Genomic DNA, 19,202 nt, shown 5'->3' with positions numbered 1-19,202 from the left:
CAAAATTTTAGCTTCAAAACAAATATTCAAGCTCTTGGCAAAGGTAAAAAGACGGTAAATTTTGATCCCACCCCGACTTTCGAGTCTACCTCGATCGTACCCCCATGCAGTTCCACTAATTGCTTAGTCAATGCCAGTCCTAATCCTGTCCCTTCATATTTGCGATGGTAGGATGCATCCAATTGTTTAAATTTTTGAAACAGCAGCGATCGCTGCTCAGCAGGAATTCCAATGCCTGTGTCCTCGACTTGCAGAATCGCTGTAGTGCTACTCACTCGCACACGCATGGTCACTTGTCCCTTCTCTGGTGTGAATTTGATGGCATTACTTAGCAGATTGAGGCAGATTTGTTGCACCCGCAGCGGGTCAGCTTGAAATCGAAAATCACGGGATGTTCGCTCTCCTGGCGGTAACAGTTCGAGCGACAATGCGACTTGTTTCGCATCAGCTTTTCCCTGCACCAGTTGAATCGACTGTTGAGCCAATTTTGATAGAGAAACCTCTTTGCATTCCAAAATCATTTTTCCGGCTTCAACTTCCGAGAGATCTAGCAAATCATTGATCAAAGCCAGCAGGTGTTCGCCTCGTTCTTGAATGATTTGTAAGTATTCAATCTGTTTTTGAGGCGTGAGAATGTAGTTGGTATCTTGGAACGCGCGAATCAGCGTGGCTGCCATTCCCAAAATTGTCGTCAGCGGAGTGCGAAGCTCATGGCTCATCGTCGAGAGAAATTCAGACTTGGCAAGACTCGCCGATTCGGCTGCAATTAATGTGTCTCGCAGTTCTTGAGTGCGATCGATAATTTGCTGCTCTAAGGTATTTTTTTGCTGTTGCAGTTCGCTGTAGAGTTTGGATTGATAAATTGCGATCGCTAAATGTTCAGCAATTCGCTGGAGTAGAATTTTTTCGCGCTCCAGCCATTGTCGCGGATGCTGACATTGATGCACGATTAGCAGTCCCCAGAGTTCCTCTTGAACCATGATCGGCGTGACAAGTTCAGCTTGAATTGAAATGGCAGTAGGCTCATCGAGTAAAGACGCGACCGTTGAACTCTTGGATTTTGTGCTGTTGGCTGCCCAAGTTACAGAATCGCTGTGGCGTTTTTGCAAGTGCTTCAGGCTCGCTGCACTGTACTCATTCATCAAATTGAGAATAGACGGAATTCTATCGCTGCTACGCGCTTCATAAGTAATGCCATCCAGATTTGGCACAGTCGGATCGGCTGTGAGAACTTCGCCATCGATCAGGCAAGAAGGTGCCGGAAAATTGAACTGGTAAATGATCACGCGATCGGCTTCGAGAAACTCACGCACTTGATGCACTGCCGTTTCTAAGATCACGGGCAGATTTAAGCTGTGGCGAATCAGGGTCGTGACTTGATTGATCAAGCGTTCTTGTTCAACTTGATGCTGAATTGAAGGGTGCGCAGAGTGAGCAAAAAGTTTAATCAGATTTAAGGTGAATTCGCTTTGATGATCGCTTTGATTTTCTTGCAGCAGGAACGGCAAAGCATAATTGATTTCTTCTAAAAAAGCCGAAATTTGGTCAGGCGAGAACGTGAGATGCAACTGACAGTAATCGGCATCGATCGCATCAGCTTGAATGAGTGCACTAAAGCTCGGTGAAGCTGCCAGGAAAAACCGTTTGGGAGCCTGATTTTCAGTCAGAACGATCGCATCTGTTCCAACTGTAGCTTGTAGCAGATCTACTACTTGGTGAAATATTGCCCAAGACAGGAGTTGACCGACAGAATGAGTTCGGGAGCTTGTCATATCCGGGGAGCGGGCGCAGAGGGTGGTAAAGGAGAGATCGCATCCAAAAAAGAATGCCGCGATCTCTATGAGCCTTTCTTTTATTATTAATCTGAATTTGAATGCACTGGAATTTGTAACGCTCTAGTTTATTAGGCAAAGGTATATCTCTGCAATTCTATATAAGTCTTAATATCTGCCCATCTTTCAAGAGGCAGAGATGGCAAAGCTGAAGGAGTCACGATAGAGTGAAAAGCTGATAATACTGTGTGATTTTTATGCATCGGATTGCTGCAACTCCTGGCGGTTGGACTCCTGATCTAGAAGGGGTTGTCTTCATAGAACAGACTCCCGCGCCGATCGTCATCATGACGGCAGCGGATACGGATATTCAGACTTTAGCAGGGGCAATTTCGCAGTTGCCGACTCCCTTCCCCGAAGTCAGAGGCGTGAATCTGTTACAGCTTCAGCAGCAATTGACGATCGATACTTATGCCGAAGAAGTGTTAGAGCAGGCAAAAGTGATTGTGCTGCGAATTATTGGAGGGCGATCGTATTGGTCGTACGGACTAGAAGTCGTGCGTGAAACTGTGCGGCAGTCGGGGGCAACATTGATTGTCTTGCCCGGAGACGATCGACCGGATTTAGAGTTGATGAGCCATTCGACGGTTCCATTTACTCAAGTGGAACGGGTTTGGCGCTATTTCAATGAGGGAGGCGTTGAAAACTATCGCAATGTGATTCAGCTTTTGGCGCAGCGTTATTTGGATTTTGATCTCAATTCTTCGGTTGCTGAGCCTCAGCCTGTGCCGCGTATGGGATTGTATCGGGCGGGAGAAAGCTGCCCGTATCGCTCCGTATGTAGTCGGCGCAAGGTAGGGATTTTATTCTATCGGGCGCATTATTTATCGGGTAACACGACGGTAATTGATGAATTGTCAAAAGCATTATGCGATCGCGATCTGTGTCCTGTTCCCGTCTTTGTGTCTTCGTTACGCGATCCAGATATTCAGAGTGAATTGTTGAGTTACTTTCAGCCGAAAGAGCAACCGTCAATTGATCTGTTGCTGAATACAACCAGTTTCTCGATCGCGTCGCCTTCTTCAACGGTGCCGGAACTTTGGCAAGCTTTAGATATTCCAGTGCTACAAGTGATTTTAAGTAGTGGCAGCGTTGAACAATGGAATGACCAATTACGAGGTCTTTCTCCACGGGATACTGCAATTAATGTTGCTTTACCTGAAGTCGATGGACGAATTATTAGTCGAGCAATTTCGTTTAAATCGGTACAGTCGCGGCATCCAGAATTGCAGACTGAAGTAGTCACTTATCAAGCAGTTCGCGATCGAGTAGAGTTTGTCGCAGATCTAGCACAGAATTGGGTGAACTTGCGACGGAGTGAAAAATGCGATCGTAAAATTGCGCTGATTTTGGCAAACTATCCTAGCCGAGATGGACGTTTAGCAAATGGTGTGGGACTCGATACGCCAGCAAGCTGTATTGAAATCCTCAAAGCTTTACAGAATGAGGGATATCACGTTGAAAACATTCCTGAAACTGGAGACGAGCTAGTAAAGTTACTAACCACAGGCGTAACGAATGATCCAGAAGCAAGAGAGCTACGCACCATTCATCAAGCATTACCTCTAGCAGAATACACAGCTTACTTTTCAACCTTGCCTGCATCGATTCAGCAATCTGTTTTGAATCGCTGGAATACTGCAACTGAATCATTTCCGATTCCAGGCATTCAACTTGGAAATGTATTTGTGGGCATTCAACCTGCGCGAGGCTATGATCTCGATCCTTCTTTGAACTATCATGCTCCGGATTTGGAACCGACTCATGCTTATCTGGCTTTCTACTATTGGGTGCGACAGAACTTTGGAGCACAAGCGATCGTTCATGTCGGCAAGCACGGAAATTTAGAATGGCTACCAGGTAAAAGTGTTGCACTATCTGAAAATTGCTTTCCTGAAACTGCGATCGCGGCTTTACCTCACCTCTATCCCTTTATTGTCAATGATCCAGGCGAAGGCTCTCAAGCAAAACGTCGCGCTCAAGCTGTGATTTTGGATCATCTGACTCCTCCAATGACCCGCGCAGAGCTTTATGGGGATTTGCAAAAATTAGAAGCTTTAATTGATGAGTACTACGAAGCTCAAGATCTCAATCCTTCGCGATTAGAGCTAGTTCGCGATCACATTGTCAATTTAGTAGAAGAAGACAATCTCAAAGATGAGCTAGCAGGCGATTCTGATCTGATTACGAATACCGATCGCTATCTCTGTGAGTTAAAAGAAGCTCAGATTCGAGACGGACTACATATTTTTGGAAAATGCCCAGAGAATCGGCAGTTGAGAGATTTGATCATTGCGATCGCGCGTCATCCGCAAGCCAATCGAATGGGATTAACTCGTGCGATCGCAGAAGATTGGAACTTAGATTTTGATCCACTCACTGCTGATCCAAGTGATGCAGTTCCAAGCTATCAAAATGCTGGAGACGCGATCGAAGCAATCGAGCTTGAGGCAATTCGCTTAGTCGATCGCTTACTCGAAAATGACCTTGCAGAAGGACATATTTACACGGCAGAACTTAAGTGGATTCAAAGCTTTCTGCTTCCGGCTCTGCAAAATACGCATCAAGAAATTGGCTATCTCTTACATGGGTTGAATGGGGGCTATGTTCCGGCTGCTCCTTCTGGCGCACCAACTCGCGGACGACCTGAAGTTTTACCAACCGGACGCAATTTTTACTCGGTTGATATTCGAGCAATTCCAACTGAAAGTGCTTGGCAAGTCGGGCGAAAAGCAGCAGAAGCGATCGTGGAACGCTACACCCAAGAAAACGGCGAATATCCTCGTACCCTTGGGCTTTCGATTTGGGGAACATCCACGATGCGAACAGGCGGCGATGACATTGCAGAAGCTCTCGCATTGCTTGGCGTTCAACCGATTTGGGACGGCGTTTCTCGGCGAGTCGTCGATTTTGAAATTTTACCTCTCTCGTTTTTGGGTCGCCCCCGAGTCGATGTCACGTTGCGAATTTCAGGTTTTTTCCGTGATGCATTTCCGAATTTGATTGATTTATTTGATCAAGCCGTTGCTGCGATCTCTCAACTCGATGAACCCGCTGATCAAAATCCGATCGCGGCTCAGGTCAAAGAAGAGACGCAAACGTGGGAAGCAACAGGTTTAACGCCTGAGCAGGCAGATCGACGATCGCGACATCGCATCTTCGGCTCAAAACCAGGCGCATACGGGGCAGGATTGCAAGGATTGATTGAATCTCAGAATTGGGAAACTGAGGAAGATTTAGCACGAGCTTACATTAACTGGAGTAGTTATGCTTACATGAGTTCTAGTGTTGCCCAATCTGCTCCCGAAGCGTTCCAAAATCGATTGAATTCCATGCAAATTGTTTTACAAAACCAGGACAATCAAGAGCATGATTTACTCGATTCCGACGATTACTATCAATTCCAAGGTGGACTGGCAGCGGCAGTTCGGACAAGCCAAGGAAAGAACCCAACAACTTACTTCGGCGATCATTCACTCCCAGAGAATCCAAAAATACGATCGCTCAAACAACAAATTGCAAGAGTCTATCGATCGCGAGTTATCAATCCAAAATGGATTACTGGAGCAATGCGACACGGTTACAAAGGGGCATTTGAGCTAGCTGCTACGATCGACTTTCTATTCGCCTATGATGCAACAACTCACTGTGTTGAAGACTATATGTACCAAGGAGTTGCTGAAGCATATCTGTTTGATCAACAGGTTCAGGATTTTATTCAATCTAAGAATCCTTGGGCACTGCGAGACATGGCAGAACGATTACTAGAAGCGAATCAACGAGGCTTGTGGCAAAGTGCAGACGTGAAAACACTGGAGCAACTAAAAGCGATCGTACTAGAAGCGGAAGGCACGATCGAAGCGCACATCAGCTAGGTTCAATCTGCCTTTAGAGGGTGGATTTGACCACTCTCAATCTCAACAATCAAGCATATTGGGATGAGGGTTAAATCATGGCACGATCGCAAGTTCTTTGGTTGATTTGGGTGGGGTTTATTGTTTACGTCCTCTTCTTTGCCCCACCGATTGCAGCCGATACGTTTCAACCGTTACTCTCAGGACAATTGTTGTCGATGAATCCAGTTCTGATTGCACTGTTTAGTCTGGTTGGGATCTGGCTCTTGATTTACAGTTGCTTGATCTTTGCAGATGGCAGAATGCAATCGATACCTGCCTGGGCATTTATGCTAGCCGCGATCGCGACTGGCGTGATTGGTCTCATCCCATACTTAGCACTACGTCAGCCCAATCAATCATTTGAGGGTGAGAAAGATTCCTGGATTGCGATTCTCGATGCTCAGAAAACAGGCATCATTCTCACCATTAGCACTATCGTTTTAGTTGTTTATGCGATCGCTTGGGGAGATTGGACTGGATTTGCCCAAGAGTTTATGACAAATCGATTTGTGCATGGGATGACGCTCGCAAATGGGTTATTTTGTCTTCTATTTCCCTATCCGACGTTGCTAGAGGATGACATGGCACGACGCGGATTGAGGGTAGATTCTCAGCTATCTCGGATTGCTTGGATTCCTCTATTGGGCGCGTTGGTTTACTTATGCCTACGTCCACCGATGTTAGTTCATCGATCGCTGAGCCGCGACGCACTTTTGAAATAAAACATTGCAGCCAACGATTGAGGCAAACTCCTCAACATCTGACTAACTCCAAGCAATGCCAATGACCATACTCCACTGCCCAGACTGTTGCAGGTGTTTGACAAAGACTCTGCGGACAAAGGATATGTATGCAAAGTCTTTGTCCGCAGAGTCTTAAAATTGAGCACCGTTTCTAACTCCAAGGTTGGACGGAGAAAGAATCGGTTGAGCCTCAATGACTACAGTTGGTCTTCCTGGATCTACTGCTCCTGGTAACTGACCAGGAAATGTTACATGCCTTCTAGCTTGTTGTTGGCATTCCCCATTGTCTGTACACCAATACGTAGGACTGCCATCCTTTGTACATTCAATGAAATTGACTGATACTCTTTCACAGGTATATCCACCTTTCTTTAACTCGTCCATCTTCGTTCCACTTCCACCGTTATTCGGCATAGCAAGTGAGGGCATAGCTAACCCAAGTGCCATCGGTAGAGCAAACAGTGCAAGTCCAGAGAGCAATTTTTTTGTGTTCATAGGGTTCTCCTTGTGCCTAGAGGCTGTACTAGTCCCTACGACTCTATTTTTGATCTTATGCACCTCTCACTTCATTTCTACCTCTCCTGGAACAATGAAGTATAAAACTAAGAGCGAACGATAGACATGAATGCTAGGAGCGATCGCACTGAAAGACCGCTCTGAGGATATAGCACTTCTCTTTCACAAAAATCTCGTCCATACAAAACCCGTCTTCCTGACGGGTTTAAAGAGATAGATTCAATAGATCAACATACCCAAACGGGCGAGCAAGTAGCCATATAAGCAACTAGGCTGGGATATAAACATGAAAGATTTATTTTTGACGAAGATTTTGTAAAGAATATGACGCAGGTTAGGGTCTTTAGGTTGATCTGGTTAATACTAAGCACGCCTATTTAAGTATATTTTTATACTTGATTTGAGCTAGTACTTTCCTTACTCAACTGAATCTTGTCAAGAGAACACGCAATGAAGTCCACAACATTCTTGCCAGTATCGCTGTTAGCGACTGGTTTACTCTCAATTTCATCTCTACCCGCTCATGCTGCAAACTGCTCAGCAGGTTCTGTCACTGCTTTCGGTTTAGGTGCTTCAACCAGTTGTATTGGCTCATTTACTGGCAACGATGCTCAAGGCGATGGATCAGGTGACTTGGTTGATAAACTGTCCACAGGAGTATTCAACGGGATCACAAACTGGCAGTTCGTCGGCAAATCTGATGCAGGTGCGTTTAACACTACATTTGATAACTCATCAGGAACTTCCGGCAACTGGAGCATCGCAGCCGGTATTACAGGTCCCTTCGTCCTCAGTTTGAAAGCAAGTAATTCTTGGAGTGCCTATTTCTTCGAGAACCTTGCTGCTTTAGAGGTATTTAGTGGAACGTGGGAAACTCAAGGTGTCTCAACCAATAGACGAGGGATCGCCCAAGCACTCTCCCATGCCACCATTTATCGCGCCGTTGTCGATACGCCCGAACCTCCAACATCTGTTCCTGAACCCGGAATGGCTGCTGCTCTGGGAGTATTGGCAGTTGGGGCACTCGGGCGGCTCAAACAGAAGCAACTCGGTTAAACCGCACCTTCTGAATTAGGCAGAAAATGAAGGTAGCCTAAACCAGCGCTCTCTAGTAGAGCGCTGATTTCTTTTGTCATAACCTATCTCGGCAGTACAGTAAGATAGTCCCGATAGTCTTCGGCTAACCACTTGAGATTGAAAGCTGCAGTCAGCGAAACTAATCGTTCTTCGAGTGTCTCAGTAGGCTAAAAGCGATGGATGACCTGGGGCTCGAACCCAGAACCAGCGGATTAAGAGTCCGATGCTCTACCATTGAGCTAGTCATCCGAGAAGTTCTCCTCATATCATATCAGGATTGCTCAAATCAGGATAGGGTATGGACAAGTGGCTCTCGATTGTTGGAATTGGCGACGATGGAATCGACGGAATTTCGCCAGTGAGTCGAACACTCATCGATCGCGCCGAAATTATTTTCGGGGGCGATCGACATTTAGCCATGTTGCCACCCGATTCCCGCCTCAAAATTCGCTGGACTTCTCCAATCGATCATTCGATTCAAAAACTTCTCACCTACCGAGGGCAATCCGTCTGCGTCCTCGCAAGCGGCGATCCGATGTGCTACGGAATTGGTTCAACCTTAGCCCGTCACGTTGACCTTGCAGAAATAACGATCGTACCCGCGCCTTCAGCCTTTAGCCTCGCCTGTGCGCGCTTAGGCTGGTCACTCCAAGAAGTCGAAACGCTGAGCCTTTGTGGGCGCGATCCAGCTTTGCTGAATGCTGTATTGTATCCAGGCGCAAAAATTCTCGTGTTAAGTGCCGATCGACAAACTCCTGCGATTGTTCAGCATCTCCTCAAGCAACGCGGTTTAGACGACAGCGAAATCGTTGTTCTCGAACATCTAGGCGGCACTCAAGAACGAATTGTTCGAGGAGACTTCGAGCATCTCGCTGACTTAAATACGATCGCCATTACTTGTGCTTCTACTCCCTTACCTGCACGAATTCCAGGTCTTCCTGACTCGGCTTATATCCACGACGGGCAACTGACAAAGCGCGAAATTCGAGCAGTGACTTTATCCACCCTGGCTCCGCATCCAGGACAATTGCTCTGGGATGTCGGCGCAGGGTGTGGCTCTATCGCAATCGAATGGATGCGATCCGATCGCAGATGCCGCGCGATCGCAATCGAATCCAACGCTGATCGCCTCAAACTCATCGCCCAAAATGCCAATACCCTCGGCGTTCCCAATTTAAAGATCGTTGCGGGCAAAGCGCCGATCTCACTTCAAGATCTACCCGAACCCGACACGATTTTTATTGGAGGCGGATTAACTGTCCCGGATGTCGTGGAAACCTGTTGGCGATCGCTGCGATCTGGAGGACGACTCGTGGCAAATGCAGTCACCGTCGAAACAGAAGCCAAACTATTCCATTATCAAAGTCAACTCGGTGGAGAACTCACTCGCATTGCGGTTCAAAGAGCAGAAGCGATCGGGAAATTTCTAGGCTGGAAAGCCATGTCACCGATTACACAATGGAGTGTCACAAAACCTTAATCCAACGGACTATAGTGACGGCACCCTTCGCAAGGACCATCTGGATTGACAGCACATCGGACTAACTCCGATCGCGCATTAAATTCACAACTCGCATCTCCCAAAAACCAACGCCCATCGACGAATGATCGCTCGAGTGGGCGTTGAGCTGTTTGGACATAGAGCGCGACTTTATGGAGTCGATAGCGCCCTAAGTTGAGTTGGTAGCGATGACGGCGTTCTAAAACGGCATAAGTCTGACCCTCCAAGTCAAGATAGGCTCCGGGCTGGGGCGACCAGTCTAACTGGACATTGCCAAGAGAGCGACGCGGATGGGTCAGAATAACCTCTGTTGGTAGTGAGTCTTGCTCCATGAAATTGTGTTCTAGCTAACGCTTAGAGTTCCTTGATGGTATCGCACTTGAGCAACGACCCGGACTGAGTTTAGATTTTGCAAAGAATTGACAGGCTCTATTTCTTCCTCACAACTCCATACCAAGGATTAATTTGCAGCACACCACTGGGTTTGAACACCACCTTAAATGAGGCTGCTGACTCGGCAGGTGCATTTGGATCGATCTGCTTACTTAATTGCGGCAAGGGTGTGCTCTTCACAAACTCGTTTGCAGGAGGATTATCGGGTTGGAATCCCACGATCGTGCCATCCGGTTTGATGCGGACTCGGTAGACTAAATCTTTGTCAAACGGTGGTCTGCCTTGCCAACTTTTGTCGATCGCATCATAGAGCTTTGGTTGCAAATTCTCTAAAGTCTCAGCATCAGTCAATTCGGTCGCAGGTGTGGCAGCAGCCGTTGGACTGGGCGATGCCGCAACCGTTGCAGTTGGGCTAGGCGATGCGGCAACGGTTGCCGCATCTGGACTGGGGGATGCCGCAACCGTTGCACTCGGAACAGCTGAAGCAGCATTCGCAGGAGTCACTTCAAGATTGCCTTGTGGTTTGAAAACCACTCGGTACTGTGCCAGTGGCTCAGAATTCGGCGTACTTCCTCCAGGTGGAAGATAGAGCAAATCCAAGAGCGGTGTTTGTTGTCTTGCTTTTTCTAATGCAACTGGCGTTTCAGCTTTAAAGCCGACAATATCGCCATTTCTGGCAACGCCAATTCGATAAGCTAACTCTTCAGTCACCGCAGATTGAGTCGTCCATCTACCGCGAATCTGCTCAGTGACGCGATCGCCCAATGTTTTCAACTCCGCCGCATCGGTAATCGCAGGGGCAGCATTCAGCGCCGTTTCCAGTTGGGTCAGATCGGGACTTGCCACAGCCGTTGGAGAAGTGGTGGGACTCGGGCTAATCGATGGACTCGGACTCGGAGAGTTGTTGGCAATCGCAGCCGGACAATCGGGCGCGCCCGGACTCAAACACTCCGGAGTTTTCACCCGCATTGTGGGCAGAGAGAAAAAGGCAACCGCTGCCAATGCCAAGCCAGAAATGCCAATCGAAGCCGGAACGACTTGTTTTGCAAGCGGTTCGCCAGAGCGAGCATAGCGTTTCGGTACAGGAGAAAGATTTAGTGACCAAAACGGCAGAGTCTGCGTATCTGCCACAAATTGATCGATCGCTTCAACGAGATCAAATAATTGCACCGTGGTCAAATCCACAGAGCGTTCTTCACTCGCCGGATTATTCGGATCTTTTCCGACACTGAGGCGGTGATGAGACCGATCGAGACGCTCTAAGGTCACGAAAGAAGGACGATCGCTATACGTATGACGCGGTAAATGAACGCCACTGAGAAACTCTTGAGCATACAAACTCACTGCTGTGACCAGGCTTTCAAAGAATTCACGCCCGCCCTTAAGAGGCGTTTCTTGCCCAGGCAGATGACATTCTGCATTGATTAAAAGCGACATGACCGGACGAATATCGGCTTGTCCAGTGGCAGTTGGATCAGATAGCCCTTCCAAAATCAAAGTGCAATTCGGCAAACTGTATTGCCGTTGTAGCGTCATTGCATTCGTCATTGCACTTCTCCGTCAAACAAACTAATCCACAGCCGTTGTACACCGGAAGTCCCCGTACAAAACAGCAATTGCTCTAACAAATCCAGCGCCAATTCGTTCAGTTTTTCATCTGAACTATACGCCAAAACTCCCGCCCGCTTGGAATTCATCCGGCTGCGATAATGCGCGCGAAATCGCTCTAGATACTCTGAGAGCCGAAAATGATGATCGGGAGACAGATTCTTTTCACTCAACTGCTGATACGCCAAAAGCAATTGCCGAATCAACACGGTTAAACGACGTGCCAAATAGCAAGTGATCAGGACTAACGCTTTGGCTTCAACTAACGTTAAAGGGCGACGTTGAGCATAGCGACGGAATGGATTCGTCGATCGCATCCGCCACAGCGCCACTCGATTTTTGAGGACTCCGCGCAGGTCAAAATCGTTTGCAACCGCCAAGATTGCCTCTGATCCAGTGAGATCTAACGCCTCGATCGCGAGCAATAACAAATCGATCTGCATCCGGGTGCGACGGGGGCAAACGCCATCGGCAACGGGTGGATCGGGCAGACCATCGAGAATAATCGGAGTTGGGGGAGTTGGCGGAGCAGGTGGGCTATTCAACTGCATTACATTCACGGAGACACTCATTCCTTTAAATTTAGCTAGTCACACTACACGATTTGTCTGAAGCAACCTTATTTCTTCAAGGCTGAAAGACCCAGAATTTGAGAATGCTTCATTCCATCATTCACTGCTCCTAACTACGAATCACGCATGGTAAATTACGAATTGCCAGCATTGTACCGAGAATCCATGACGAATTCGCGGGTGAAGTCTAGCAACGCACCTAGCAAATTCTGTGGGCGAAGTCCGATTCCTGCCTCCGTAGAGTTGCGGGAAGTTGCAACCGATACAATTGCTGAAATCAAAATTTTCCCAGACAGCATTACAGTCTAGCGGACTTCTCGCACAGTGCTGCTCCATTTTGACAAATTTGATCGCAATTCAGCGCAGATTTTTATGAGGGAAGTGGGACAATAGATCTCATTGTTTTGCCCTGCGTTAATTGATTGGATGTATGTTGAAGAATTTCAAACGAGTCGTTGCCGTTTTGCTGATGGTGCTGGCACTGGGTTTGCAGGGCTGTGTGTCTGGCGTGGGTGGGCTGAATAGTTTTGTGGATAGCACCGACGGCTATCGCTTCCTCTATCCCAACGGTTGGCTTTCGGTCAAGGTCGCAAACGGTCCTGATGTGGTGTTTCATGACATTATCGAGCAGACCGAGAATATCAGTATGGTGATCAACCCCGTTCCCGGTAAGAAGAAGCTGTCGGATTTGGGCACACCTTCAGACGTGGGATATCAGTTGGGCAAAAGCGCGATCGCTCCGCCTGATTCAGGTCGCAAGGCTGAATTGATTAGCGCTGAGGAGCGTCAGATTGCCGATCGCACCTATTACCTGTTGGAATATTTGGTCACGTTGCCGAATCAAGAGCAGCGTCATAATTTGGCAAGTGCGATCGTCTATCGCGGCAAGCTCTACACCATGAATGCGTCTACCTCTGAGACGCGTTGGGAGAAAATGGCTCCGCTGCTGACCAAATCTGTGAAGTCCTTCAAGGTAGATTAGATCGATGCCTGTTCCCTTTGTGCTTGCGTCTGCTTCTCCGGCTCGAAAGCGACTTTTAGCGATGGCTGGGATTCCTGTCATGGTTTACCCGAGCGATTTTGACGAGTCGCAAATTCAAATTACCGACCCCGGACAACTCGTGCAGGTTTTGGCTGAAGGGAAGGCACGATCGACGATGCGCGATTTGTTCGATCGTCAGGCTGAATTACCGCCTGGTTTTTTCTCTACGCATCCAGGATTGATTCTTGGCTGTGATTCAGTTTTGGCGATTCACGGTGAAATTCACGGCAAGCCGAAAGACCCTGACGAGGCGATCGCGCGCTGGAAAATGATGCGCGGCAATGTGGGCGAATTGTTTACAGGACATGCATTTTTGCAGCCTTACACAACGGAGCAAGGCGCATTGATGCCTTATCCACCGCTCGTCAGAACGCAGGTGACGCAGGTTTATTTTGCAGACATTAGCGATCGCCAGATTGAAGCCTATGTTGCCACTCAAGAACCGATGAATTGTGCCGGCTGTTTTGCCTTAGAAGGACGAGGCGGCTTATTTGTCGAAAAACTAGAAGGCTGTCATACCAACGTGATTGGATTGAGCTTACCGCTCTTACGGCAGATGTTAGCAGAATTGGGATATGACGTAACTGACTTTTGGGCATGAGCCGAGTTTAAAGATTTAGCGTGATCCGGAGCGAGCGCCCCTAAACTAGAAGAACACAGAGAGACAATAGGTTAGAACTCTTACCGAAGTCCTTCGAGATTGGCGCTTATCCAGCATGACGTTACCTGTGAATTCTTCAAGGCATGAGGCGAGTCCAGAACAACGTTCTGATGATCTGTTACACGATCGATATGCGATCGGACGGGTGCTGGGACGCGGTGGCTTTGGAGTCACATATATAGCGCGAGATATGCAGCTGCCGGGAAGACCTCGCTGTGTGATTAAACAGCTCTGTCCTAAGGTTCAAGATCCCTCTGCCCTGAAAAAAGCACGTCAACGCTTTGAGCAGGAAGCGAGAACTTTAGCGAGATTGGGCAGCCATTCTCAGATTCCCCAATTGTTAGATTACTTCGAGATTGAGGGCGAGTTTTATCTCGCTCAAGAATTCGTCCGAGGTCGCACCCTGGCTCAAGATGTCCGTAAGTCAGGCGTTTGGTCAGAACAGGCGGTGAAACAGTTTCTAAAAGAATTTCTGCCGCTCCTGCATTACGTCCACCGACAAAAGGTGATTCACCGCGACATCAAGCCGTCTAATATTGTCTGGTGTAAAGAAGATGGACGCTGGGTTTTGATTGATTTTGGTGCAGTGAAAGAACGCTGTGTTGCGCCGGATTACTCTGAGCGATCGATGGCAACTCATTTTGTCGGCACGATTGGCTTTGCGCCTCCTGAACAAATTGCCATGCGTCCGACCTATGCGAGCGACCTCTATGCGCTCGGTGTCACTTGTCTCTATCTCATGTCGGGCAGAATTCCCAATGAGCAAGATTACGACCCCTACACAGGAGAATTAAATTGGCAAAATCTGGCGCGGGTGAGTGATCATTTTGAGCGAATTCTGGACAAAATGCTGAAATCTTCAACGCACGATCGCTTCAAATCAGCCGATGAGATTTTGCGAATGTTAGAACTCGAAGATCACTTAGAAACGCTCCGCCCCTGTTTGAGTCATTACCCGTTATCTCAAGCTGAACTGGAACCGGAAAACCTGGAATTTGTTTCACCCTTGGTCAGAACCGCGATCGCAATTCGAGCGTGGCAAGCTCGCCTTGCAGCCAGACAGTCACATGAAAAAAACCGTTAAGGGGTAAGCAACGATCGCCGTTTCATGAACTTGACTGCCATCACAACAGATAGAAAGGCAATACAGCAAGCAATGGCAACGAATGTCTCCCGTAAATCGGGTGAGACAACGACAATAAAGCCTTTTCCTTTAATCAAAGCTGCAAAACTTGAAACACAAAAAGGCATCAAATAGAGCCGTAAGGTTTGCCAACTGCGCAGTTTTGCCGTCTGGGAAGCAACACTGAAAACCAGACCCGTTCCAATCACAGCGCTCATCCCAATCGAATTGATCCAAATAGCAGGGGCAGGATCGAAATGAAACGAAAGCGTCACAAGATACCAAATGAGATAGCACCAAAGCGCCGCTTTCCCGACTTTGAGTTCAGCCAGATAACCGATCAACCCTTTCATAAACGCTAAAAAACCGGACTATCAACTCATAGTCCGGTTTCATGTAAAGATCTGTCAAACCGATCGCTTAACCTAAGCCAGGCAGATTTAACCCACCCGTCAAGTCTTCCATCTTCTCGCGCATCGTTGCCGTGGATTGTTCATAAGCCGCACGAGTCGCAGCGAGTACGAGATCCGACAAGGTTTCCGCATCTTCTTTCAGCGCGTCTGGTGAGATTTCAACCTTCAGTGGCTCCTGATTTCCACTCATTGTCACCTTGACAAGACCGCCGCCTGCCTCGCCTTGAATCTCCATTTGTTCGAGTTCTTCTTGAAGCCGTTTTGCGCCTTCTTGAACCTGTTGAGCCTTTTTAATTGCGTCGGTCAATTCGCGCATTTTGCCCAGACCGAAGCCAAATCCCTGTCCTTGTGACATAACGTTTTAGTGAATAATGAGTGGATATTGTCGCCTGCTCAACCCGAACAGGGCAACAATCAAACAGATTTAATTATGACACCGGGATGCAAATCCGACGCACTCTAGCTGCGCCAATCTGATTAGGGATTTCCCTACTCAAAAGACCTAAATTTTATCGATCGTGGGATCTCGACGACTCGCACCATAATCGATTCGGATGGGGAAATAGAGAGCAAGCTGAGTTTAGGTTCTCTCCATCTCCTCATTCCCCACCTAGATCTGAGATTCCAACCCAACAATCAGAACTCACCCAACATTTTCACTTCCGGCTCCAGCAAGAGCGACCATTCCTGATGCACTCGTTGCTGCACATGATGAATTAACTCAAAAATGTCAGATGCAGTTGCACCGCCACAATTTAGAATAAAATTCGCATGTCGTTGCGCCACCTGAGCACCACCGATCTGATGTCCTTTCAAGCCTACCTGCTCAATTAACCAACCCGCTTTGTACGCATCGGGATTGCGGAATACACTGCCGCAACTCGGTAAATGATAAGGCTGAGTGTTTTGTCGCTGCTGCTTATGATTTGCCGTCACTGCATTGACTGCCGTTGGATCCGCTCCAGGCTGCAATTGAAACGTGGCGTATGTGACATAGCGCGAACTGCCTTGCAGAGCAGACGTGCGATATTCATACTGTAACTCTGCAGGTTTTAGCACCTGCAGCGTGCCGTCTGGCCGCAAGATTGTCGTCTTAACCAGAATCTCGGAAATACTGCTATTGTGCGCGCCAGCATTCATCACAACGGCTCCGCCCACCGTTCCTGGAATCCCAACCGCCCATTCAAAGCCTTGCCATCCGCGATCGGCAAGCTTCCAAGCCAATCTCGGCAATGGCTCACCCGCACCCACGGTTACCTGACCCGTCGCATCATCAAACTCAGTCAATCTCAAATGCCGAGTCGAAATCACAAGCCCTGGCAATCCAGCATCGCTGACTAATAAATTTGAGCCAGCCCCTAACATCGTCACTGGAATATCCTGAGCATGCGCCCATTCTAAACTCGCTTGTAATTCTTCAGTTGTGCGGGGGGCAGCGTACCATTCAGCAGGACCACCGACCCGGAAAGAGGTCAACGAAGCGAGAGGAACATTGGCTTTTAGCACAGCGTCAGTACCAGGGAGCGGAAGAGTGAGTATCTTGCGTGCAGGTTTTGCAGTGGCTTCACTAGACGAGTACGGAGTGGCAACCGAGCTAGACTTGCGAGAGAAATCGGAAATAACGGGTGAATGAACAGTCCGGGAATCAATAGAGAGTGTCATAACATTGTCACAGGTAAGCTTAAACCTGAGACCCTTACCGCAATGTAATCAGAAATCACGGTTCAGATCTCACATTGCATTCAACACAACAAACACGAAGTTTCTAGGAAGCAGCTTTCTCAACTCGTTGTTGAGCCGCCATGACGTCTGGAATGATTTGATTCAAGTTTCCAGCTCCTAGAAAAATTGCTAAATCTCCCGGCACAAGAAGTTTGTTCAGGAAATCGCCCATCGCAGGTAGCGAGGGTTGGTAATGCACGCACGAATGATGTGTTGCGACAAGATCAGCAAGGATCTGACCGCTAATTTCGCCTGTATTGACTTCTCCAGCGCTGTAAATATCACTGAGAATCACGACATCAGCATCTCCAAAAGACTCCGCAAATTCCGCTAAAAACGTTTGAGTGCGGCTATAGCGATGCGGTTGGAAAATGGCGACGACACGACGACGCGGCGATTGCTTGCCAGCTTGCAGTCTTGCTGCCTCTAGTGTGACCCGTAATTCACTGGGATGATGCGCGTAGTCATCAATAAATAAAATGTCGTTAAAATCACCCCGGTGTTCAAACCGCCGCCGCGCACCTTCAAACGGCGCGATCGCGGCAGCAATCGTACTAAATTCCAATCCAATGAGGCGACCGACCGCGATCGCAGCCAGCGCGTTACTCAAATTGTGTTGTCCAAGCACTCGCAGCTTGATTTCTCCTAATACCTGCCCCCGTTCCCACACTCTCGCCGTCGTTCCATCCCCTGCATACTGGATTTGATCCACGGTGTAGTCTGCCTTTGTCGCCGGATCGAGACTGTACGTAATGTTGGGGGGAATGCGATCGCGAACTGTTTGACAATCGATCGAGCCGACTGTGACTTGACACTGGCTGGCAAACGTTTGAAACGTTTGAACGACTTGATCCAAATCGCTATAGTGATCGGGGTGGTCTAATTCTGCATTCGTGATGATGCCAATATAAGGTGCAAATTTAACCAATGAGCCATCTGACTCATCCGCTTCTGCAACCATGTATTCACCCCGTCCAATCCGGGCATTTCCTTGCCAAGCCTTGACTTCTCCACCCACAATGACCGTCGGATCAAGCTTCGCATTGTAGAGCATGTAACTGATCATGCTGCTCGTCGTTGTTTTCCCATGCGTTCCAGCGACGGCGATACTGCGATACTCTCGAATTAACGCAGCAAGGAGATCCGAGCGATGAAAAATTGGACATCCTAGCTCTAGCGCCGCTCGATATTCAGAATTTGTAGGATTAATCGCCGTCGAGCAAATCACTTGGGGCAGATCCTTGACGGGTGCAGGCAATGTGACAACATTTGCACCAGCGGCAACGGGTTGAGCAAGCTGTGCTCTGACTTGATAATGATCCAAATTCGACGCATCTTGTCCGATGAATATCTGCGCGCCCAAGCTTCGCAGTCGTTCAGTAATGTGGCTGGATCTGAGATCCGAACCAGAAACAGGTAACCCACGGTCTAACAAGACATAAGCTAGGGCTGACATTCCAATTCCACCAATGCCGATGAAATGAAATGGTCTGCCGCTGAAGTCAACGGAACTCAGCATTTTTGCTCCTTAAACACCACACCAATGTCACGCGCTATCATATCAAGGATCTTCTATTACCGATACGGTAATAGAAAACATTTTGATAGCAAATCTGCTTATCTAAATCGAGTCCATTTAGAACAATTCAAAATAATTTTAGTTTGAACGCTCTTAATTGGGGAGTTTGAATCAGAACAAGCTGTAATCAACGAGATACAAGTCGATCTGCTCCAATTCCTGACAGAATTCAACTTTTTAATAATTGAATTGCAATCCGCAATCTGTCAACAAATTCAAGCCTAAATTGTGTACTTCTAAAGGTACTAAACGTTTGTGAGAAATGCTCTCAACTTTTTAGCCAATTTGCATCGATTCTCAACTTGATCGTGATTTAATTTTGTACCTTTTTCTTCAATCTGCTCCATTTCTCAAGTTTTTCACCATACGACAGTTGTAGAGTCGCTACAGATTTTGCCACAAGTATTTTGAATTGGCATCTACTCTTTAGATTGCCTAGGGTTCCCCGCAAGCCAGAAAGAACACAAGTATTGGTAAAGACTCAGATTAGATTCAGGGCTGCATTCAACAGATGGCTGATGCAC

General features: G+C 47.8%; 17 protein-coding genes and 1 tRNA gene. 8 read left to right on the top strand and 10 right to left on the bottom strand.

Annotated elements, in window-relative coordinates; translation table 11 throughout:
• Positions 1 to 26: 26 nt before the first annotated feature.
• Entirely contained in the window at positions 27 to 1,772 is a 1,746-nt protein-coding gene (locus OU814_RS22990; RefSeq protein WP_017291241.1) for a sensor histidine kinase, read from the bottom strand.
• 257 nt (positions 1,773 to 2,029) lie between these two features.
• Between OU814_RS22990 and cobN the strand changes: the two genes are divergently transcribed.
• Together cobN and OU814_RS22980 are read left to right on the top strand one after the other, a co-directional pair.
• Entirely contained in the window at positions 2,030 to 5,707 is a 3,678-nt protein-coding gene (cobN, locus tag OU814_RS22985; protein WP_268242211.1) for a cobaltochelatase subunit CobN, read from the top strand.
• A 77-nt stretch (positions 5,708 to 5,784) separates the two neighbouring features.
• Positions 5,785 to 6,450, top strand: coding sequence for a hypothetical protein (locus tag OU814_RS22980; protein WP_268242210.1), 666 nt, complete (start codon positions 5,785 to 5,787; stop codon positions 6,448 to 6,450).
• 153 nt (positions 6,451 to 6,603) lie between these two features.
• Here the strand turns inward: OU814_RS22980 and OU814_RS22975 are convergent, their stop codons facing one another.
• A complete protein-coding gene (locus OU814_RS22975; protein WP_268242209.1) occupies positions 6,604 to 6,966 on the bottom strand; it encodes a hypothetical protein in 363 nt (120 codons plus the stop codon).
• Between the two features lie 471 nt (positions 6,967 to 7,437).
• Between OU814_RS22975 and OU814_RS22970 the strand changes: the two genes are divergently transcribed.
• Complete coding sequence (locus tag OU814_RS22970) at positions 7,438 to 8,043, top strand: hypothetical protein (RefSeq protein WP_268242208.1); 606 nt, start codon at positions 7,438 to 7,440, stop codon at positions 8,041 to 8,043.
• Between the two features lie 198 nt (positions 8,044 to 8,241).
• Here OU814_RS22970 and OU814_RS22965 read toward each other — a convergent pair.
• Positions 8,242 to 8,313 (bottom strand) — tRNA-Lys (locus tag OU814_RS22965).
• A gap of 49 nt (positions 8,314 to 8,362) precedes the next feature.
• On the opposite strand from OU814_RS22965, the gene cbiE reads away from it, so the two are divergent.
• Positions 8,363 to 9,544 carry a precorrin-6y C5,15-methyltransferase (decarboxylating) subunit CbiE gene (gene cbiE, locus OU814_RS22960; RefSeq protein WP_268242207.1) on the top strand — a complete coding sequence of 394 codons (1,182 nt, stop codon included), beginning with the start codon at positions 8,363 to 8,365 and terminating at the stop codon, positions 9,542 to 9,544.
• On the opposite strand, the gene OU814_RS22955 is transcribed toward cbiE, so the two are convergent.
• From OU814_RS22955 to OU814_RS22945, 3 genes are all read right to left on the bottom strand, one after another.
• Positions 9,541 to 9,897: a DUF6464 family protein gene (locus OU814_RS22955; RefSeq protein WP_017291284.1), complete on the bottom strand. Its 357-nt coding sequence runs from the start codon at positions 9,895 to 9,897 to the stop codon at positions 9,541 to 9,543. The genes cbiE and OU814_RS22955 overlap by 4 nt on opposite strands.
• Before the next feature lie 97 nt (positions 9,898 to 9,994).
• A complete protein-coding gene (locus tag OU814_RS22950) occupies positions 9,995 to 11,506 on the bottom strand; it encodes a DUF4335 domain-containing protein (protein WP_268242206.1) in 1,512 nt (503 codons plus the stop codon).
• Positions 11,503 to 12,138: a DUF3038 domain-containing protein gene (locus tag OU814_RS22945; protein ID WP_026149027.1), complete on the bottom strand. Its 636-nt coding sequence runs from the start codon at positions 12,136 to 12,138 to the stop codon at positions 11,503 to 11,505. Before OU814_RS22945 ends, OU814_RS22950 begins: the two co-directional genes overlap by 4 nt.
• 126 nt (positions 12,139 to 12,264) lie before the next feature.
• Here OU814_RS22945 and OU814_RS22940 point away from each other — a divergent pair, with 126 nt between their 5' ends.
• The 4 genes from OU814_RS22940 (at position 12,265) to OU814_RS22925 (ending at position 14,925) form a co-directional block, all read left to right on the top strand.
• A complete protein-coding gene (locus OU814_RS22940; protein WP_268242205.1) occupies positions 12,265 to 12,447 on the top strand; it encodes a hypothetical protein in 183 nt (60 codons plus the stop codon).
• Positions 12,448 to 12,568: 121 nt separating this feature from the next.
• Positions 12,569 to 13,120: a photosystem II reaction center PsbP gene (gene psbP, locus OU814_RS22935; protein WP_017291288.1), complete on the top strand. Its 552-nt coding sequence runs from the start codon at positions 12,569 to 12,571 to the stop codon at positions 13,118 to 13,120.
• 4 nt (positions 13,121 to 13,124) lie between these two features.
• Complete coding sequence (locus OU814_RS22930; RefSeq protein ID WP_017291289.1) at positions 13,125 to 13,781, top strand: nucleoside triphosphate pyrophosphatase; 657 nt, start codon at positions 13,125 to 13,127, stop codon at positions 13,779 to 13,781.
• A 115-nt stretch (positions 13,782 to 13,896) separates the two neighbouring features.
• Positions 13,897 to 14,925 (top strand): serine/threonine-protein kinase, encoded by a 1,029-nt coding sequence (locus OU814_RS22925; RefSeq protein ID WP_017291290.1) that lies wholly within the window; start codon positions 13,897 to 13,899, stop codon positions 14,923 to 14,925.
• Here OU814_RS22925 and OU814_RS22920 read toward each other — a convergent pair.
• From OU814_RS22920 to murC, 4 genes are all read right to left on the bottom strand, one after another.
• Positions 14,922 to 15,317 (bottom strand): hypothetical protein, encoded by a 396-nt coding sequence (locus OU814_RS22920; RefSeq protein WP_268242204.1) that lies wholly within the window; start codon positions 15,315 to 15,317, stop codon positions 14,922 to 14,924. The two genes, OU814_RS22925 and OU814_RS22920, sit on opposite strands and share 4 nt — an antisense overlap.
• 67 nt (positions 15,318 to 15,384) lie before the next feature.
• A complete protein-coding gene (locus tag OU814_RS22915) occupies positions 15,385 to 15,732 on the bottom strand; it encodes a YbaB/EbfC family nucleoid-associated protein (protein ID WP_017291292.1) in 348 nt (115 codons plus the stop codon).
• A gap of 281 nt (positions 15,733 to 16,013) precedes the next feature.
• Positions 16,014 to 17,039, bottom strand: coding sequence for a UDP-N-acetylmuramate dehydrogenase (gene murB / locus OU814_RS22910; protein ID WP_268242203.1), 1,026 nt, complete (start codon positions 17,037 to 17,039; stop codon positions 16,014 to 16,016).
• Positions 17,040 to 17,142: 103 nt separating this feature from the next.
• Entirely contained in the window at positions 17,143 to 18,618 is a 1,476-nt protein-coding gene (murC, locus tag OU814_RS22905) for a UDP-N-acetylmuramate--L-alanine ligase (RefSeq protein ID WP_017291294.1), read from the bottom strand.
• Positions 18,619 to 19,202: the final 584 nt, after the last annotated feature.

Source organism: Leptolyngbya sp. GGD (assembly GCF_026735145.1).
GTDB lineage: Bacteria > Cyanobacteriota > Cyanobacteriia > Leptolyngbyales > Leptolyngbyaceae > Leptolyngbya > Leptolyngbya boryana.
The sequence above is the reverse complement of the archived record's forward strand: the minus strand, read 5'-3'. Positions and strand labels throughout refer to the sequence as shown.

Bases quoted from the DNA above. Each gene is read 5' to 3' on its own strand.
- OU814_RS22955 (WP_017291284.1), bottom strand. From the start codon at position 9,897: ATGGAGCAAGACTCACTACCAACAGAGGTTATTCTGACCCATCCGCGT.
- OU814_RS22940 (WP_268242205.1), top strand. From the start codon at position 12,265: ATGGTAAATTACGAATTGCCAGCATTGTACCGAGAATCCATGACGAAT.
- OU814_RS22990 (WP_017291241.1), bottom strand. From the start codon at position 1,772: ATGACAAGCTCCCGAACTCATTCTGTCGGTCAACTCCTGTCTTGGGCA.
- OU814_RS22915 (WP_017291292.1), bottom strand. From the start codon at position 15,732: ATGTCACAAGGACAGGGATTTGGCTTCGGTCTGGGCAAAATGCGCGAA.
- OU814_RS22975 (WP_268242209.1), bottom strand. From the start codon at position 6,966: ATGAACACAAAAAAATTGCTCTCTGGACTTGCACTGTTTGCTCTACCG.
- OU814_RS22930 (WP_017291289.1), top strand. From the start codon at position 13,125: ATGCCTGTTCCCTTTGTGCTTGCGTCTGCTTCTCCGGCTCGAAAGCGA.
- cobN (WP_268242211.1), top strand. From the start codon at position 2,030: ATGCATCGGATTGCTGCAACTCCTGGCGGTTGGACTCCTGATCTAGAA.
- psbP (WP_017291288.1), top strand. From the start codon at position 12,569: ATGTTGAAGAATTTCAAACGAGTCGTTGCCGTTTTGCTGATGGTGCTG.
- OU814_RS22920 (WP_268242204.1), bottom strand. From the start codon at position 15,317: ATGAAAGGGTTGATCGGTTATCTGGCTGAACTCAAAGTCGGGAAAGCG.
- OU814_RS22980 (WP_268242210.1), top strand. From the start codon at position 5,785: ATGGCACGATCGCAAGTTCTTTGGTTGATTTGGGTGGGGTTTATTGTT.
- OU814_RS22970 (WP_268242208.1), top strand. From the start codon at position 7,438: ATGAAGTCCACAACATTCTTGCCAGTATCGCTGTTAGCGACTGGTTTA.
- OU814_RS22945 (WP_026149027.1), bottom strand. From the start codon at position 12,138: ATGAGTGTCTCCGTGAATGTAATGCAGTTGAATAGCCCACCTGCTCCG.
- cbiE (WP_268242207.1), top strand. From the start codon at position 8,363: ATGGACAAGTGGCTCTCGATTGTTGGAATTGGCGACGATGGAATCGAC.
- OU814_RS22925 (WP_017291290.1), top strand. From the start codon at position 13,897: ATGACGTTACCTGTGAATTCTTCAAGGCATGAGGCGAGTCCAGAACAA.
- murC (WP_017291294.1), bottom strand. From the start codon at position 18,618: ATGCTGAGTTCCGTTGACTTCAGCGGCAGACCATTTCATTTCATCGGC.
- murB (WP_268242203.1), bottom strand. From the start codon at position 17,039: ATGACACTCTCTATTGATTCCCGGACTGTTCATTCACCCGTTATTTCC.
- OU814_RS22950 (WP_268242206.1), bottom strand. From the start codon at position 11,506: ATGACGAATGCAATGACGCTACAACGGCAATACAGTTTGCCGAATTGC.